Genomic DNA, 16,507 nt, shown 5'->3' with positions numbered 1-16,507 from the left:
TATATAAAGGGAGGTGGGATAGGATGGCCCAAGTGCGAAAACGTTTAGGGGATTTATTAGTAGATTCCGGTTTACTTTCAGAGGAAAATCTGCAAACGGCTCTAAAAGAAAAGAGCAAAGATCAGAAGCTTGGAGACGTTATCTTACAAAAGGGGTATATAACGGAACAGCAATTGATTGAAGTATTGGAGTTTCAATTAGGAATTCCTCACGTAAGTTTATTCCGCTACCCGTTTGATTCAAAATTGTTTCAATTAATCCCCAAAAAAACAGCTAAGCGAAACTTAATCATTCCTTTGAAAAAGGAAGGGGACAAGCTTTTTGTGGCCATGGCGGATCCAATGGATTTTTATACGATTGAAGATCTTCGTTTATCCACAGGTTTTTATATAGAAACGGCTATTGCGACAAAAGATGATATTCTACGCTCTATAAATAAGTATTATGAGATGGATGATAGCTTTGATGACCTTAAAGGTATTGAAAATGACCAGCCTGAGAAAGAAGCAGAAATAGTACCTGATCAAGAATCTCCAGTAGCAAAACTTGTTAATCAGATTATATCTAATGCCATGACACAAAAAGCAAGTGATATTCACATTGACCCTCAAGAGACGAAGGTTCTCATTCGATACCGGATAGATGGAATTCTTAGAACGGAAAAAGCATTGCCAAAACATATACAAAGCAAGCTAACGGCTCGAATGAAAATTATGTCCCAACTGGATATTACTGAATATCGAGTTCCCCAAGATGGAAGAATTAAAACCAATATTGATTTTAGACCGATTGATATTCGAGTATCTACGCTTCCAACAGTTTATGGAGAGAAAATGGTTCTCCGGATTCTAGATTTAAGCTCTTCGCTGAATGACCTGGGACAATTAGGTTTTAATTCCCTGAACCTTAAACGTTTCCAAGACTTGATTGAAAGACCAACAGGAATTGTATTAATTACTGGACCAACTGGTTCTGGAAAAACTTCCACTTTATACGCTGGATTAAATAAATTAAATAGTGAAGAAGTGAATATTATTACAGTTGAAGATCCTGTTGAATATCAAATAGAAGGGATAAATCAAATTCAAGTAAGCCCTAATGTAGGACTTACATTTGCGAAAGGTTTACGCTCCATTTTGAGACAAGATCCCAATATTATAATGGTTGGGGAAATTCGGGATAAAGAAACCGTCGAAGTGGCGATTCGAGCTTCATTGACAGGGCATTTAGTTCTGAGTACCATTCATACAAATGATTCAATAGGAACTATAACTCGACTTATCGATATGGGAGTCGAACCATTTTTAGTAGCAACATCAGTAAGTGGAATTGTTTCTCAGCGGTTAGTGCGTAAAGTATGTAGAGACTGTTCCAAAGAAGAAAAGCCTACATCAAGTGAAGTGGATATTTTCAAACGTAGAGGATTGACCATAGAAAAAGTAACACGTGGACAAGGTTGTTCTTCGTGCCATATGACAGGATATAAAGGAAGAATGGCCATTCATGAAGTCCTGGTGGTCAACGAGAAAATGAAGAGAATAATTATGAATAATGAGCCTCTATCCAATTTAAAAGAAGCAGCGGTGGAGAGCAAAACTATTTTTCTTTTAGACGATGGTTTGTTTAAAGTGAAACAAGGTCAGACTACAACAGAAGAAATTCTTCGAGTAGCTATTGAGTAGAGAAGGTGATTAGATTGACTGAACGAATTGATAATCTATTGCGAGCAGCATTTGAATTGAACGCGTCTGATATTCATTTAACCATTGGGTCTGCTCCTATTTTTCGTATACATGGTGAACTAAAACGCTATGGAAAAGAAGTCTTAAAGCCTGAGGATACAGAAACCATGGCAAAGGGCATTATTCCAGAGAGTTTATGGGATGATTTTCGAGATAGAGGGGAGCTGGACTTTTCATATGGAATTTCTGGTCTTTCTCGATTTAGAGTGAATGCATATTTTCAAAGGTCATGTATTTCTATTGCTCTTCGTGTCGTACCAACAAAAATTCCAACGATTGAAGAGCTCATGCTTCCTCCCGCTTTAATGAAAATGACTGAAAAACAGCAAGGGTTAATTCTGGTTACAGGGCCTACTGGAAGCGGTAAATCTACTACCTTGGCTTCGATGATTCAATATATGAATCAATCTATGCGAAAGCATATTATCACATTAGAAGATCCTATTGAGTATTTACATAAACATGGTTCCTCTATTATTGATCAACGTGAAGTTGGCTTTGATACGAAGTCCTTTGCTGATGGTTTGCGCAGTGCATTAAGGCAGGACCCAGACGTAATTTTGGTTGGGGAAATGAGGGATTTAGAAACGATTCATACTGCTATTACTGCAGCCGAAACAGGACATTTAGTCTTAGGTACTTTACACACATCCAGTGCTGTTTCAACCATCGAGAGAATCATTGATGTATTCCCGCCAGAGCAACAGGCTCAAATTCGTGTCCAGCTTGCATCTGTACTACAAGGAATCGTTGCTCAAAGACTTTTGCCAACTGTTGATAAGAAGGGGAGACTGGCAGTAACGGAAATTCTTTTAAATAACTCAGCCGTAGCAAATCTCATACGCTCTGAAAAAATTCATCAAATTCCAAGCGTTATGCAAACCTCTAAATCTCAAGGCATGGAGCTCTTTCATTCAAATGTAAATAGACTGCTTCAAGCTGGCATCATTACTAGAGAAGTTGCACAACCATTTTTACAGGAGAACGAGTAGAGATGGCCCGGTTTACATACGAGGGTAGAGATAAAAGTGGAAAAAAAAGAGGGAGAATCACAGCCCCTTCCAAAAAAGAAGCCATGCTTCTTTTAAAGAAACAAGGTGTTAGAGTCACCATTATGGAAGAATTACCTGAGACCTTTTTGACAAAGGAAATCATATTAGGGAACTCAGTAAAGCTTCAGCATTTGGTTATTTTTTTACGACAGTATTCAACCTTATTAAAAGCAGGGGTCACTGTAGTAGATGCTACAAGAATATTAAAAACTCAAACTGAAAGTAAAGCCCTTTCTAAAATATTAGGTGATGTTGAGCTGGAATTGAAAGAAGGGAACCCGCTATCGGATGCGTTTGCTAAGCATAAAAAAGTATTCGAACCACTGTTTATTAATATGTTAAAAGCAGGAGAGGCTACTGGAAGCTTGGATGAAACGTTAGAACGTTTAGGGGATCACTATGAAAAGCAGCATAGAACCCGTCAAAAGGTATTGGCAGCTCTCTCATATCCTGCGGTAGTAGGTGTGGTTGCGATAGGAGTAGTGATCTTTCTTTTAGTGGCTGTTGTACCAACATTTGTCGACATGTTTGAAGATTTCGGTGGAGAATTGCCGCTGATTACCCGGTTTGTACTCGGTGCAAGTGAGGCCGTTCAAAGTTTATGGTATATCATTTTATTACTCTTCTTACTTTGTCCTTTAGGAATCATGATGGCTAGAAAAAATAATAAAGCCAAATACTACTTGGATTTTATGGTTTTGCGAATTCCTATTTTCGGAAGTCTGATTCAAAAAGCAGTCATTGCACGGTTAACTCGAACGTTGAGTTCATTATTTTCAAGTTCGGTTCCTATCCTACAGTCTTTAGGTATCGTTGAAAGAGTAGTGGATAATTCTGTTATTTCATTGGTTCTCAAAGAATCAAGAGAGTCCCTTGAAAAAGGGGGGAGCATTACAGACCCTATGAAAAATCACTGGGCTTTTCCACCACTCGTATCACATATGATTTCCATTGGAGAGGAAACGGGAGCACTTGATAGTATGTTATCCAAGGTAGCAGACTTCTATGAGAATGAAGTAGAGAGTGCTACGGATCAGCTCAAAGCGTTAATAGAACCATTAATGATTGTCCTTTTAGCCGGAATAGTAGGAACCATTGTAACAGCAATTATGATTCCTATGTTTGAAATTTTTAACAACGTTCAAAATTTCTAGCAATTCTGATAATATTTTACACATTTAGACTTAAATTCCACAATAAGTATTGTATAATAAAAATAGAATAAAAGAGTACTAAAGTACTATACGACGATTTTAGGAGGAATATGGAATGGTAATGAAACTCAGAAAAATGTTGAAAAATGAAAGAGGTTTGACACTTGTTGAGCTATTAGCAGTTATTGTCATTTTGGGGATTATTGCGGCGATTGCGGTACCTAGTATTGGTGGGATAATTGATAAAACTAAAGAAGATGCGAAAGTGGCTGAAGCCATTCAGATTATCAATGCTGCAAAGTTAGCACATGCTTCAGACTCTGAAATTACTCAATGGAAACATGATGCAGATAATAGTGTTACTCCTGCTTACGGTGGTTTAAAAGAATATTTATCTAATGTAGATGATGTTGATTATATAGTTAAATATAGTAATGGAATTTATACTATATCAGGACATGATTCTGCAAAAGTTGTGAACGCAAGCTACAAGAATAAAAAGGCGGTACCTGAATCTGAATTATTAGAAGTCGCAAAATAACATGGTGCTTTTCATCATCACCACCTACGCACTCCTCCTAGGCTCCTTCTACAACGTTGTTGGATTGCGAGTTCCGTTAAAGAAATCCATTGTTAAACCAAGGTCAAGCTGCCCGTATTGTCGCCATCAGTTGACGGCATTCGAATTGCTGCCAGTGTTCTCTTATGTCATTCAAAAGGGGAAATGTCGCCGGTGTCAAGGGCGCATTTCTCCTTTATATCCTTTTATGGAAGCTTTAAATGCAAGCCTTTTTGCCCTTGCCTATGTGCAGATTGGACTGGAATGGGAGCTTCTGGTTGCTTGGACCCTTATCTCCATGTTTATCATTATTACGGTTTCGGATTTAAAGTATATGGTGATTCCGGATAAGGTTCTCCTATTTTTTACTGGATTATTTGTATTGGAACGAATCTTCCTACCCTTATCCCCCTGGTGGGATAGTTTGGTTGGAGCAGGAGTAGGTTTCATTTTACTACTCACTATAGCTGTCGTAAGTAAGGGAGGCATGGGAGGAGGAGACATTAAACTCTATGGTGTCATTGGGTTGGCCGTTGGTTTAAAGGTCACCCTCTTATCCTTTATGTTAGCTACCTTTTTTGGAGCTATCATTGGACTTCTTGCTTTAGCATGTAAAGTGATTGAAAAAGGAAAGCCTATTCCCTTTGGTCCATTCATTGCTGCAGGAACCGTCGTTGCTTTTCTGTATGGTGAAGCTATTATGTCTATTTATCTTTCAATTTTTCAAATGTAAGAAGAAAGGGTTTGTGTTATGGGTATTCTCCAGTTTCTCTCTAGTAGCCAAAAAACGGCAAATCTCGTTTTTACTGATCAGTCTATCCGCTTTCTAGAGTTGAAGCAAACTTCGCCTCTAGTCGTTCAAACTATTGGAGAACGTTCTCTTCCATATGGTGTTATTAAAGGTGGAAGGATTATTGATGAACAAACGCTTCAATACATCTTAGAAGAGTGTGTGGAGGATTGGAAAATCAAAAGGAAGTCTGTCCGATTTGTGGTTCCGGACCCCTTTGTCGTATTACGAAAAGTAACGATTCCCCTGGATCTTCAAGAGGATGAAATAGAAGGGTATTTATTTTTAGAAATTGGAACAAGTATTCATTTGCCTTTTGAGGATCCTGTTTTTGATTATGCTCTTTTAGGTGAAACAGATCATAAAAGGGAAGTCCTGTTAATTTCCTCTTACCAGGAAGTTGTAGACAGCTATAAAGATGTATTGGTGTCTGTGAAGCTAAAACCTGTCGTTGCAGATATTTCACTTCTTGCTCTTTACCGGTTAGGAGTGGAACAACAGCTGGTGAATTCAAATGAGCATACGATGTTCCTCCATTTCGATGAACACCTATTAACCATTTCGATTTTTCACAATAACGAACCGATTTTTACAAGACCTCTTGTTTTAGAGGAGGAAAACGAGAAAGTATTAAATGAGGGACCTCTCAGTTGGCGAAATTATGAAGATGCTTTTAATGAAATAGAAAAAGTGATGAATTTTTACCGATTTTCATTAAATCAAGGTGAAAATGCCGTTGATAGGGCTCTTATAAGTGGAGATCATCCAAACCTTAAGGAAATGAGAGAACATTTGAATGAGAGGCTGAATGTTAAGGTGGACTTTCTTCATTTAAATGGAATTTACACTACCAATGATGAGGAAGTATCGAGACGTTTTGCAACAGTATTAGGTCTGGGGTTAAAAGAGGTGCAATACAATGAATCTCATTGACATTAACTTACTTTCAGAAAAAAAGAAGAGAACTCCTCTTTTTCTATATAGTGCTGGCATCCTTCTTTTACTCTTTTTCATTACGCTCCTCTTTCTTATGATTTCCTTACATAGTATACGAAATGAAACAGAAAGAACCCAAGTGAGTCTATCCCAAACGAAACAATTAGTCCAACTGCAACAAGAAAAAATAATAGATTCACAATCTTCCAATGGAATCAGAGATTTACAAGAAACCGTTAAAAGAATGGAAACATACCCTATTGAAACGATTCCTCTCCTTAACGAGCTCATTTCTCTTCTCCCTCAAAGAGGGTTTATTCAAACCTTTGAATACAGAGATAGACAGGTGATCAACTTTACGGTTCAATTTGATGCCAGTCGAGAAGCAGCCTATTACTTAGAGAGAATGAAAGGGATGAATTGGATAACAGAAGCCGAAATTCAAGAAATCACAACAGAGGAAATCATAAGTGAGGAAGCCGCGCTTGAAGAAGCGATTCTCCCGAGATATGTTGTACAGTATGAGTTAACTCTTAACTCGATAAAGCTTCAGGAGTTAAAGGAAGAATCATCCTTGTCCTTAGAAGAGGAGGGTGAAGAATGAACTTTCATTTATCAAAAAGAGAATGGACTCTATTTATTGGTTTGATCCTTATTTGTGTTATGAGTTTGTCTCTTCTATATTTCTTTGTTTATTCTCCTCAAAATACTAGGCTTCAGCGTATTCAAAATGAACTACAAACAGAAAAAGCAATTTTACAAGCAATGGAAGCAAAAACGAATGTTGAAAGCAGAGCCTTTACTGACTTAAGTTTGCAAAAGAAAATTCCGGTTGAACCATTGACAGAGCAATTGCTTCTTGACTTTGAAATGGCTGAGGTTGTTTCGGAAAGTTTTATTCAGAGTATGAGCTTTGAAAAAAATGATTTCTCACAGACTCTTTCAGAAATAGAAGGAGGAAACGAAGAGGATGGTACCGCGAGCACTGATGTGGGCAATTCTTTGATAAAGAGATTGCAGATCACTATGACGGTGGAGTCGCCGACTTACTTTGAGATGGAAAGGTTTTTAACAGAAGTCGAGAATCTTGAGCGGATTGTTGAAGTGAATCAACTCATATTTACAGGCACAGAGGAATTTAACGAGGGAGTTGTAGAGGGAAGTGACCAATCTATTATTTATCAGATTGTGGCTTCAGCCTTTTATCTGCCAACTTTAACTGAGTTAAAGGAGAGTTTGCCGTCGATTGATAGCCCTCCTCCCTCATTGAAAAAAAATCCGTTTAATCAGTTTACTGATCCTGCAGGTGAAGAGATACAAAACGATACTGAGGATTGATGAATGCTCTTGCATGCAAAAAATTTGACGAAAACCTATTAGGACAAGACGACAAAAGTCTTGTTCTTTTTTTTATGGGATGTGATAGCATGGAAAAAACTAGATGAAGGAGGGTGGCGATAGTGGAAAAGAATAATGGAAAAGAAAAGAATATTTCCTTGAAGATTAATGGGAAGAAAACAGACTTTGAAGAGGATCTTCTTGTCTATGATTGGAGACTGGGGAAGTCGGAAACAGCAGCAAGTGATGAAAAAATGGAAGAGGACGGGTTTAATTGGATGCTTCCTGATCAAGAACCCCAGCCTCCAAAGGAATACAAAAAAATAAACTACGTGACAGGTAGTAAAAAGAATCGAAAGAAATTCAGAAACCCTTTTCATAATTCTGTGAATTTATTAATGTCCATTATAGGTGCAATTGTGGTAGGGGCCGTTCTTGGGTTTGGAACCTTAAAGGTAATCAATACAACGGACAACCCTTCCGTTCCGGCAGCAGCATTAAAGGACAATACGGTGGAAGAGGCACCGGGTGGGAACACAGAGATGTCTTCGGTGAAAGTAGGAGAGTTTCATGCACCGGTAATCCAGGGAGGGGTATACTCCAAGGAAGAAACATTAATTGCTATGCAAGATAGTATCTCAGTAAAAGGAGTTAATGGTGCCAGTATCGAAAAAGATGGTCAATGGTTCCTACTTCTCGGTGTATCAGGAGATGTGGCCACTGCTAAATTGGTTGGAGAAGGGATGACAAAACAAGGGGTGGAGGTTTATGCGAAAGATTTTGTCATAGGCGAAAAAGAAATTAATGCCTCTCTTGAAGAAAAGTCATTCCTGGAAATGGGAAATACTTTGTTTGGAATCCTTGCTCAAGAAAGCAGCAATGGACTATTAATGGGGAAAACAAATCAATCCGTAATGGATTCGATTTCTTCTACATTAAAGGAACTGGAGTCCACTAAAGTTGAACAAGAAATCCTTGTAAAAATGAAGGAAACACTTGTAAATGCAGGGAATTTGACGATGAAAATAAAATCCCCTGAAGATGCCAGAAAAGCCCAGAATGAATTACTACGATACATTGAACTTTATGGCAGCTTATAATCTCGACAAATATTGACTATTTTCTAGGAAATAATTATTCGAAATAAAGGGAACTCTATAAAAGGTTGAGCTGGTTAGGGCATAATCTTTTGATTTGAGGCTCCCTTTTTTCACTTGTTTACAAGGATTGAATTTGGTACGATAAGCTTGTATCTCCTAATCTATACACCGAAAGGAATGGTATGGTGTGTCCAACCTCATACTCGCTTCACAATCTCCTCGAAGAAAACAACTTCTTCAACAAATTCAACTTTCTTTTTCCGTTAAAAGTAGTTCAGTAGAAGAAACTTTTTCTCCACAATTACAACCTCATGAAGTTGTAATGGAACTTGCACAAAAGAAAGCGAAACAAATTTCATTAGAACACCCTAATCACTATGTCATTGGCTCTGATACGGTTGTGACAAAAGATGAACATATTCTTGGAAAGCCACGTTCAAAAGAAGAAGCAAAAGAGATGTTGACCATGTTGTCTGGCAAGACACATTCTGTCTACACAGGTGTTGCCATTTTAAGAGGCGAAACAGAAGATGTATTTTACGAAAAAACAGACGTTACGTTTTGGGAGTTAACATCTAAGGAGATAGAAGATTACATCGCTTCAGAAGAACCCTTTGATAAAGCTGGCTCTTACGGAATTCAGGGCTTAGGAGCAAAGTTTGTAAAAGAAATAAAAGGTGATTATTTCTCCGTTGTGGGCTTACCGATTTCAAGAGTATATCGAGCCTTGCATAAAATGGGCTACCTTCATTAAGAATAACTCCTTTCGTAGCATAAGGAGGATACTATGGTAAAAATGATGTCGAAACATCAGGAAAACAGGCTGATGATTCGAGATTTCCCTCAGGATGAAAGACCAAGAGAGCGTCTTATTCAAAGTGGGGCATCGAGTCTTTCAAATCAAGAGTTATTAGCGATCTTAATTAGAACGGGCACAAAATCGGAATCTGTTCTTCAGCTCTCCAATCGACTTTTAAATTCTTTTGATGGACTAAACCTATTAAAGGATGCTTCCCTCGAGGAAATTACGAAAACCAAGGGGATTGGATTAGCAAAAGCAGTTCAAATTATGGCAGCAGTGGAATTTGGACGAAGAATTAGTAACCTGGCCTTTGATGACAGATATAGCATTCGCTCCCCTGAAGATGGAGCGAAATATGTCATGAACGATATGAGGTTTCTTGCCCAAGAACACTTCGTATGTCTTTACCTCAACACTAAAAATCAAGTTCTCCATAAGCAAACCATCTTTATTGGAAGCCTCAATGCCTCTATCGTTCATCCAAGAGAAGTGTTTAAAGAAGCGTTTCGGCGATCGGCAGCATCAATTATTTGTATCCATAATCATCCTTCAGGTGATCCAACCCCTAGCAGAGAAGATATTGAAGTAACAAAACGGTTAGTTGAATGTGGTCGGATTATTGGTATAGATATTCTTGATCACCTTATCATAGGGGAAAAGAAATTTATCAGTTTAAAGGAAAAAGGGTATTTATGACACTATGATTTTTACGATTGTTACGATATAATTAACCTTATGATTTTTGCAAACAATATGGTGATTCTATATTGCGTAGCTTAGGTAGAAAAGGGAGTCATTCTAATCAGGAATGAGTCTTTTCGTTATGTCATGAAACCATCAATTATTGTGAACAAAATTACGAGGATGAAGAGTTTTTGGACAACTCTCCTGTTTAGTCACATATAAAACCAGCCAATTTGTATCAGAAAGGGAGATACCATTAATGTTTGGAACGAAAGATTTAGGGATTGATTTAGGAACAGCAAATACATTGGTCTACGTAAAAGGAAAAGGAATTATTGTTCGAGAACCTTCCGTAGTAGCACTTCAAACAGATAATAAACAGATTGTAGCGGTAGGAAACGATGCGAAAAATATGATCGGGAGAACTCCAGGGAACGTTGTAGCCCTTCGTCCAATGAAGGATGGAGTCATTGCCGATTACGAAACAACAGCTACCATGATGAAGTATTACATAAAACAGGCAACTCGTAGTACAGGGGCATTCTCCAGAAAACCTTATGTCATGATTTGTGTCCCTTCAGGTATTACAGGTGTTGAAGAAAGAGCTGTTATAGATGCAACAAGGCAAGCCGGGGCTAGAGATGCTTATACAATCGAAGAGCCATTTGCAGCAGCCATTGGAGCGAATTTACCAGTTTGGGAACCAACAGGAAGTATGGTTGTGGATATTGGTGGAGGAACAACAGAAGTAGCGATTATTTCTTTAGGTGGAATTGTGACAAGTCAATCCATTCGAGTAGCTGGAGATGAAATGGATGATGCGATTATTAATTATATACGTAAAACGTATAACCTTATGATCGGGGATCGTACAGCAGAAACCATTAAAATGGAGGTTGGATCTGCCGGAGATTCAGAAGGCATTCAATCGATGGAAATTCGTGGACGTGATTTATTAACCGGTCTACCAAAAACCATCGAAGTAACAGCAACCGAAATTGCTACTGCTCTACGTGACACAGTATATACCATTGTAGATGCTGTAAAGAGCACTCTTGAAAAGACACCACCGGAACTGGCGGCAGATATTATGGATCGTGGAATTGTCTTAACTGGCGGAGGGGCACTGCTTCGAAACCTTGATAAGGTAATCAGTGATGAAACAAAAATGCCGGTTCTTATCGCAGAAGAACCACTGGATTGTGTAGCGATTGGAACAGGTAAAGCTTTAGATCATATCCATTTATTTAAGAATCGCAGTAAATAGAATCATATAGAATTTTAAGGGGACTGTTCCATGAGGTGTACTCATTTTTAAGAGTACCCTTAAGGTCGGCCCCATCTTTTTTAAAACAATTTCTGAATAACATGTTGAATAATATCAATATTTATCGTTATTTGATATAGTATTGTATAGAATTAGAAAAGGTTGAGGTGTACAGCATGCCACAATTCTTCCTTAATAAGCGTTTGATTATTCTGCTCGTAAGTGTCATCGTGCTTGTTGCATTAATTGGTTTTTCCCTACGTGAACGTGACAGTATCACCTGGCCAGAGCAGTTTGTCAAAGATATGGTAGGATTCGGACAATCATTGGTTTCAAAGCCTGTTAATTATGTAAGTGGAGTTGTTGATAATGTTCAAGATCTTCAAAATACATATACAGAAAATGAAAAATTAAAAACTCGATTAGATGAGCTTGTAAAGCTTGAAACAAAGGTTAGAGACCTTAAACAAGATAATAGTGAATTACGAGGAATACTTGAGAAAAAGGAAGATTTGAGAAGCTATAATACGATTCAAGGGACAGTCATTGCACGAAATCCAGATCGTTGGCAAGAGCTTCTGACCATTGATAAAGGAGAGGTTAATGGCATTAAGTCTGATATGGCTGTTATATCCTCTGCTGGATTAATTGGTAAAGTGAAAAGTGTAAATGAATTTTCTTCCACAATTGAATTAATTTCTACTAATAATACAAAAAATCGTATTTCTACTGTCATCCAAAGTAAGCAGGATATAAACGGTTGGATTGAAGGATACGATACAGATAAAAAGGAAATTTTAGTTAAGCGTATCCCAAATGATATGAAGGTGGAAAAAGGCTCGAAAGTTATCACTTCTGGTTTAGGTGGAGTATTCCCTAAAGGTCTAGTCATCGGAGAAGTTAATGAAGTGAAGCCGGATCAATATGGCTTAACTCAAACAGCATATGTTAAACCAGCAGCTGATTTCTATCATTTAGAGCATGTCATGGTAGTTGAGCGTGAACTGAAGGGTGTTAAAACGGATGAAGAAAGTGATAAAGAGGGGGAAGAGCAATGATAAACAGGCTCCTCCTTCCTTTATTGACTTTACTTTTCTTTTATAGTGAAAGTCTGTTTGTTCATCTTTTTCCAGGTGAAGAATACTTTGATCATCGAATCATTGTTCCTCATTTTCTCATCATTTTTTTGTTTTTTATTTGTGCCTATTTTCAGTATCGGACTGCGTTAGTATACGCATTTATTTTTGGATTTCTTTTTGATATCTATTACACTGAAATCAATGGAATTTACTTAGTATTCTTTCCGTTTGTTGTGTTTCTCACCCATCAAATGATTAAGGTGCTGCATAATAACCTATTTGTTCTTGGATTGATTACGATTGTAAATGTATCAGTGTTAGAGCTACTGGTGTATGAAATTAACTTGATTATACAGAGAACTGATTTGATGTTTATGGAATTTGTCGATTGGCGCTTGTGGCCTACATTGGTATTAAACGTTATTTTCTATATCGTGGTGTCATTTCCAATCAGAAATTTCCTTCTTCGTAGACAAAAAGAGTGGTTAGAAGAATAATTTGTGATTTTTTCCATTAAAAGAGGAAATGACATTCCATATGTCGAATTTATAGACGACTGAGGTGAAAAATTGCGCCATGAATAAAAAAGCCAATGTAATGATAAAAGGAACAAAGGATGGACTTACTCTTCATCTAAATGATCAATGTTCTTTTGCAGATTTAAAAAAAGAGTTAGATGATAAGCTTTCTGCCCATTCTCGTAAAACAGAAGGGACACCACTTTTAACCGTCAACATTCAAACTGGTAATCGATACTTAACAGATCATCAGGTGGAGGAGTTAAAAGAAATCGTTCGACAAAAGCGTAATTTAGTAGTAAATGAAGTTCGAAGTAACGTAATGACAAAAAATGAAGCAGAGACATTAATAAATGAAAGAAATATAGAAACCCTCACAGGGGTTGTTCGTTCAGGGCAAGTTGTAGAAGTTACTGGTGATATTCTGATAGTAGGGGATGTTAATCCAGGTGGAAGAGTTCTAGCAGGAGGAAATATTTACATATTAGGTTCCTTGAAAGGAATCGCTCATGCAGGGCATTCTGGGAACAGAGAAGCCGTTGTTGTTGCTTCAAAGATGACTCCCTCTCAGCTACGTATTGCAAGCTGCTTAAATCGTGCACCTGACCGGGTAGACGATGTGGACGAGCACCAAATGGAATGTGCATATGTTGATGATGAAGATCAAATTGTCGTCGATCGATTACAAGTATTAAAACATCTTAGACCAAATATTACTAGTCTTAAAGGAGGAAGCTAATGTGGGTGAAGCCATAGTTGTTACTTCAGGTAAAGGTGGAGTAGGTAAGACGACTACATCTGCCAATGTTGGTACAGCATTAGCTCTACAAGGGAAAAAAGTTTGTTTAATTGACACGGATATAGGTCTTCGAAACCTAGATGTTGTCATGGGATTAGAAAACAGAATCATTTACGACTTAGTAGATGTAGTAGAGGGACGCTGTAAAGTTCATCAGGCTCTAGTGAAAGACAAACGCTTTGAAGAGAAATTATTCCTATTGCCTGCCGCTCAAACAAGTGATAAATCAGCTGTTCAGCCAGAACAAATGAAAAAGCTGGTACTGGATTTAAAGCAAGACTATGATTATATTATTATTGATTGTCCTGCTGGAATTGAGCAAGGGTATAAGAATGCAGTTGCAGGGGCTGACCGGGCAATTGTTGTAACTACCCCGGAAATTTCAGCTGTCCGTGATGCTGATCGAATTATTGGATTACTAGAAAAAGAAGATATCGAACCTCCAAAACTAGTCATTAATCGAATTCGTAATCATATGATGAAAAATGGGGAAATGCTTGACGTAGATGAGATTACCACTCATCTTTCCATTGACTTACTTGGAATTGTTGCTGATGATGAAAACGTCATTAAATCATCCAATAAAGGAGAGCCAATTGCTCTGGATTCCACAAGTAAAGCATCTATTTCTTATCGAAACATTGCCAGAAGGATTCTTGGAGAATCTGTACCATTGCAATCTCTTGAAGATGAAAAATCGGGAGTATTTACGAAAATTAAAAAGCTATTCGGTGTCAAAGCATAAATAATGAACGACGGCCTGGTTAGGTGCAAATGTGCATCCAGCCAGGCCTTTTTTTGTTGTCTTTATGAATATTTCTCTCGGACAAGTCATACATTGTAGCAAATCCTCTTTGTAATGAAAGAAGTGTGGAAAAAGGACAATGGCTCTCGAATTCCAACAAAATGAATGCGTGTAGCTAATCAAAGGAATGAAGACAATACCTTAATAAAAAGGAATGATGTGAATGGGGAATCGAGCGGATGAAATAAGAAAACGGATAGCCAAAAGGAAAAATATGAGTAACATGAACTCTCAACGTGGAAATACCTCAACTCCCTATTTTCTTCCTAGTGATGAAGAGCGCTATGGAGCGGAACGCTATTCAAGCTTTGAGGGAGGTCCTCCACCTGAAGGGATTCACCCATTATTTAAGAAAGAAACGTTTATTCTAAAGATTTTAGGAGCAGGCATAATGGTATTAGTGACAGCCATAATGTTTAAAAGTCCTTCTCCAGTTTTTAATGATGCAAAAATAGTAGTGCAAAAAACAATGGATACGGAATTTCAATTCGCTGCTATTTCCTCCTGGTATGAAGATCAATTCGGAAAGCCTTTAGCTTTGTTACCTTCAACAAAAACAGAAGAACCATCACCATCCAATACAGAGTATGCACAGCCTGTATCAGGAAAAGTAGTCGAGAACTTTAAGACAAACGGACAAGGGATCATGCTTCAAACTCGATTTGGGGAAGAAGTGTCCGCCATGAAAGGGGGATTAATTATCTTTGCTGGAAAAAAAGAAGAGCTCGGAAATACTGTTGTTATTCAACATAAGGATCAGTCTGAATCCTGGTACGGTCATCTTGATTCCATCGAAGTAAATCAATATGAATATGTAGAAAAAGGATTACCTGTCGGAACCGTATCCACGAGTAGTGAGAATGATGTTTCAGGTGAATTTTATTTTGCCATTAAAATGGGTGATAACTTTATTGACCCAATACAGGTGATATCATTTGACTAATCTCATTTCTTTAGCAAAGAAATTTTATATTCATCCCCTTCTATGGCTTGTTATTGGCATTGCTATACTGACAGCCCACTTCCTTGAATTGATCTTACTACTTGTTATTATAACAGTGCACGAGATGGGTCATGGGATGATGGCGCAGAGTTTTTCATGGAGAGTAAAACGTATTGCTCTTTTACCCTTTGGTGGAGTAGCAGAGATGGATGAGCACGGTAACCGTTCTTTAAAGGAAGAGTTCTTGGTCATCGCAGCTGGTCCATTTCAACATGTGTGGCTGGTACTAGGTGGTTGGATACTTTTTCAATTAACCATCCTTGAAGGAGATGTATTCTTTCTTTTTCTTCACTTGAATCTGATGGTTTTTCTGTTTAATCTTTTGCCTATTTGGCCACTGGATGGTGGAAAATTTTTATCTTTACTGTTTGCTTTAAAATTCAATTACTTAAAGGCTTATGAATATACCTTGCTTTTTTCGTTTGTAACTTTAATCCTTCTTCATTTTCTTGTGTTTCTCACAGCGCCCTTACATCTGAACCTTTGGATTGTTGCTTCGTTTCTGTATTTTTCCCTCTATACAGATTGGAAGCAGCGGCGTTATACCTTTATCAAATTTTTGTTAGAACGATATTATGGAAAGAGTCATCAGTTTGTTCAGCTAAAACCCCTTCCTATTCAAGGGGAGGATTCTATTTTGCAAGTCGTGGAGCGATTTCAGCGCGGAGTTAAGCATCCCCTTGTTGTATGGGAAAAAGGTTTGGAAGTAGGCAAATTAGATGAAAACGAATTATTACATGCGTTTTTTGTAGAAAAGAAGACTACAGCGAAAACAAAGGAACTTCTCTACCTTTATTGACGAAAAGGGCTGGACTGTTTAAAGTGAAGATATGAAAATGAGGAAAAGGGTTTGACTGTAAAGGTCAATCCTTTTTTCTA

Annotated in this window: 18 protein-coding genes; all 18 read left to right on the top strand. The window is 37.8% G+C overall.

The features are described 5' to 3' along the window. Positions 1-23: 23 nt before the first annotated feature. The 18 genes from IQI_RS10090 (at position 24) to IQI_RS10005 (ending at position 16,427) form a co-directional block, all read left to right on the top strand. The gene (locus IQI_RS10090; protein WP_064092515.1) at positions 24-1,682 is read left to right on the top strand and encodes a GspE/PulE family protein; all 1,659 of its coding nucleotides are present in this window, start codon (positions 24-26) and stop codon (positions 1,680-1,682) included. Between the two features lie 14 nt (positions 1,683-1,696). Continuing rightward, positions 1,697-2,734, top strand: coding sequence for a type IV pilus twitching motility protein PilT (locus IQI_RS10085; protein ID WP_064092514.1), 1,038 nt, complete (start codon positions 1,697-1,699; stop codon positions 2,732-2,734). A gap of 2 nt (positions 2,735-2,736) precedes the next feature. Continuing rightward, positions 2,737-3,948 (top strand): type II secretion system F family protein, encoded by a 1,212-nt coding sequence (locus IQI_RS10080; protein ID WP_064092513.1) that lies wholly within the window; start codon positions 2,737-2,739, stop codon positions 3,946-3,948. 115 nt (positions 3,949-4,063) lie between these two features. Beyond that, positions 4,064-4,489 carry a type II secretion system protein gene (locus IQI_RS10075; protein WP_064092512.1) on the top strand — a complete coding sequence of 142 codons (426 nt, stop codon included), beginning with the start codon at positions 4,064-4,066 and terminating at the stop codon, positions 4,487-4,489. Position 4,490: 1 nt separating this feature from the next. After that, complete coding sequence (locus tag IQI_RS10070) at positions 4,491-5,240, top strand: prepilin peptidase (RefSeq protein ID WP_064092511.1); 750 nt, start codon at positions 4,491-4,493, stop codon at positions 5,238-5,240. An 18-nt stretch (positions 5,241-5,258) separates the two neighbouring features. Then, entirely contained in the window at positions 5,259-6,230 is a 972-nt protein-coding gene (gene pilM, locus IQI_RS10065; protein ID WP_064092510.1) for a type IV pilus biogenesis protein PilM, read from the top strand. After that, complete coding sequence (locus IQI_RS10060; RefSeq protein ID WP_064092509.1) at positions 6,217-6,837, top strand: hypothetical protein; 621 nt, start codon at positions 6,217-6,219, stop codon at positions 6,835-6,837. The genes pilM and IQI_RS10060 overlap by 14 nt, the downstream gene beginning before the upstream one ends. Then, positions 6,834-7,571, top strand: coding sequence for a hypothetical protein (locus IQI_RS10055; RefSeq protein WP_064092508.1), 738 nt, complete (start codon positions 6,834-6,836; stop codon positions 7,569-7,571). The genes IQI_RS10060 and IQI_RS10055 overlap by 4 nt, the downstream gene beginning before the upstream one ends. A 122-nt stretch (positions 7,572-7,693) precedes the next feature. Further along, complete coding sequence (locus tag IQI_RS10050; RefSeq protein ID WP_064092507.1) at positions 7,694-8,671, top strand: hypothetical protein; 978 nt, start codon at positions 7,694-7,696, stop codon at positions 8,669-8,671. 187 nt (positions 8,672-8,858) lie between these two features. Next, the gene (locus IQI_RS10045; protein WP_064092506.1) at positions 8,859-9,425 is read left to right on the top strand and encodes a Maf family protein; all 567 of its coding nucleotides are present in this window, start codon (positions 8,859-8,861) and stop codon (positions 9,423-9,425) included. Between the two features lie 33 nt (positions 9,426-9,458). After that, a complete protein-coding gene (radC, locus tag IQI_RS10040; protein ID WP_328585737.1) occupies positions 9,459-10,169 on the top strand; it encodes a RadC family protein in 711 nt (236 codons plus the stop codon). Positions 10,170-10,416: 247 nt separating this feature from the next. Beyond that, positions 10,417-11,424: a rod shape-determining protein gene (locus IQI_RS10035; RefSeq protein WP_064092505.1), complete on the top strand. Its 1,008-nt coding sequence runs from the start codon at positions 10,417-10,419 to the stop codon at positions 11,422-11,424. A gap of 176 nt (positions 11,425-11,600) precedes the next feature. After that, positions 11,601-12,482 carry a rod shape-determining protein MreC gene (mreC, locus tag IQI_RS10030; RefSeq protein ID WP_064092504.1) on the top strand — a complete coding sequence of 294 codons (882 nt, stop codon included), beginning with the start codon at positions 11,601-11,603 and terminating at the stop codon, positions 12,480-12,482. Next, entirely contained in the window at positions 12,479-13,000 is a 522-nt protein-coding gene (mreD, locus tag IQI_RS10025) for a rod shape-determining protein MreD (protein ID WP_082892659.1), read from the top strand. The genes mreC and mreD overlap by 4 nt, the downstream gene beginning before the upstream one ends. A gap of 79 nt (positions 13,001-13,079) precedes the next feature. Next, complete coding sequence (gene minC / locus IQI_RS10020) at positions 13,080-13,760, top strand: septum site-determining protein MinC (RefSeq protein ID WP_064092503.1); 681 nt, start codon at positions 13,080-13,082, stop codon at positions 13,758-13,760. A 1-nt stretch (position 13,761) separates the two neighbouring features. After that, positions 13,762-14,565, top strand: a complete 804-nt coding sequence (minD, locus tag IQI_RS10015; RefSeq protein WP_064092502.1) for a septum site-determining protein MinD — start codon at positions 13,762-13,764, stop codon at positions 14,563-14,565. 223 nt (positions 14,566-14,788) lie between these two features. Beyond that, the gene (locus tag IQI_RS10010; RefSeq protein ID WP_064092501.1) at positions 14,789-15,568 is read left to right on the top strand and encodes a M23 family metallopeptidase; all 780 of its coding nucleotides are present in this window, start codon (positions 14,789-14,791) and stop codon (positions 15,566-15,568) included. Continuing rightward, positions 15,561-16,427 carry a M50 family metallopeptidase gene (locus IQI_RS10005; protein WP_064092500.1) on the top strand — a complete coding sequence of 289 codons (867 nt, stop codon included), beginning with the start codon at positions 15,561-15,563 and terminating at the stop codon, positions 16,425-16,427. The genes IQI_RS10010 and IQI_RS10005 overlap by 8 nt, the downstream gene beginning before the upstream one ends. Positions 16,428-16,507: the final 80 nt, after the last annotated feature.

This window comes from Rossellomorea aquimaris TF-12 (assembly GCF_001648555.1).
Taxonomy (GTDB): Bacteria; Bacillota; Bacilli; order Bacillales; family Bacillaceae_B; genus Rossellomorea; species Rossellomorea aquimaris.
The sequence above is the reverse complement of the archived record's forward strand: the minus strand, read 5'-3'. Positions and strand labels throughout refer to the sequence as shown.

Coding starts and splice junctions, on each gene's coding strand:
- IQI_RS10090 (WP_064092515.1), top strand. CDS start 24: ATGGCCCAAGTGCGAAAACGTTTAGGGGATTTATTAGTAGATTCCGGT.
- IQI_RS10080 (WP_064092513.1), top strand. CDS start 2,737: ATGGCCCGGTTTACATACGAGGGTAGAGATAAAAGTGGAAAAAAAAGA.
- IQI_RS10075 (WP_064092512.1), top strand. CDS start 4,064: ATGGTAATGAAACTCAGAAAAATGTTGAAAAATGAAAGAGGTTTGACA.
- IQI_RS10070 (WP_064092511.1), top strand. CDS start 4,491: ATGGTGCTTTTCATCATCACCACCTACGCACTCCTCCTAGGCTCCTTC.
- pilM (WP_064092510.1), top strand. CDS start 5,259: ATGGGTATTCTCCAGTTTCTCTCTAGTAGCCAAAAAACGGCAAATCTC.
- IQI_RS10060 (WP_064092509.1), top strand. CDS start 6,217: ATGAATCTCATTGACATTAACTTACTTTCAGAAAAAAAGAAGAGAACT.
- IQI_RS10055 (WP_064092508.1), top strand. CDS start 6,834: ATGAACTTTCATTTATCAAAAAGAGAATGGACTCTATTTATTGGTTTG.
- radC (WP_328585737.1), top strand. CDS start 9,459: ATGGTAAAAATGATGTCGAAACATCAGGAAAACAGGCTGATGATTCGA.
- IQI_RS10035 (WP_064092505.1), top strand. CDS start 10,417: ATGTTTGGAACGAAAGATTTAGGGATTGATTTAGGAACAGCAAATACA.
- mreC (WP_064092504.1), top strand. CDS start 11,601: ATGCCACAATTCTTCCTTAATAAGCGTTTGATTATTCTGCTCGTAAGT.
- mreD (WP_082892659.1), top strand. CDS start 12,479: ATGATAAACAGGCTCCTCCTTCCTTTATTGACTTTACTTTTCTTTTAT.
- minC (WP_064092503.1), top strand. CDS start 13,080: ATGAATAAAAAAGCCAATGTAATGATAAAAGGAACAAAGGATGGACTT.
- IQI_RS10010 (WP_064092501.1), top strand. CDS start 14,789: ATGGGGAATCGAGCGGATGAAATAAGAAAACGGATAGCCAAAAGGAAA.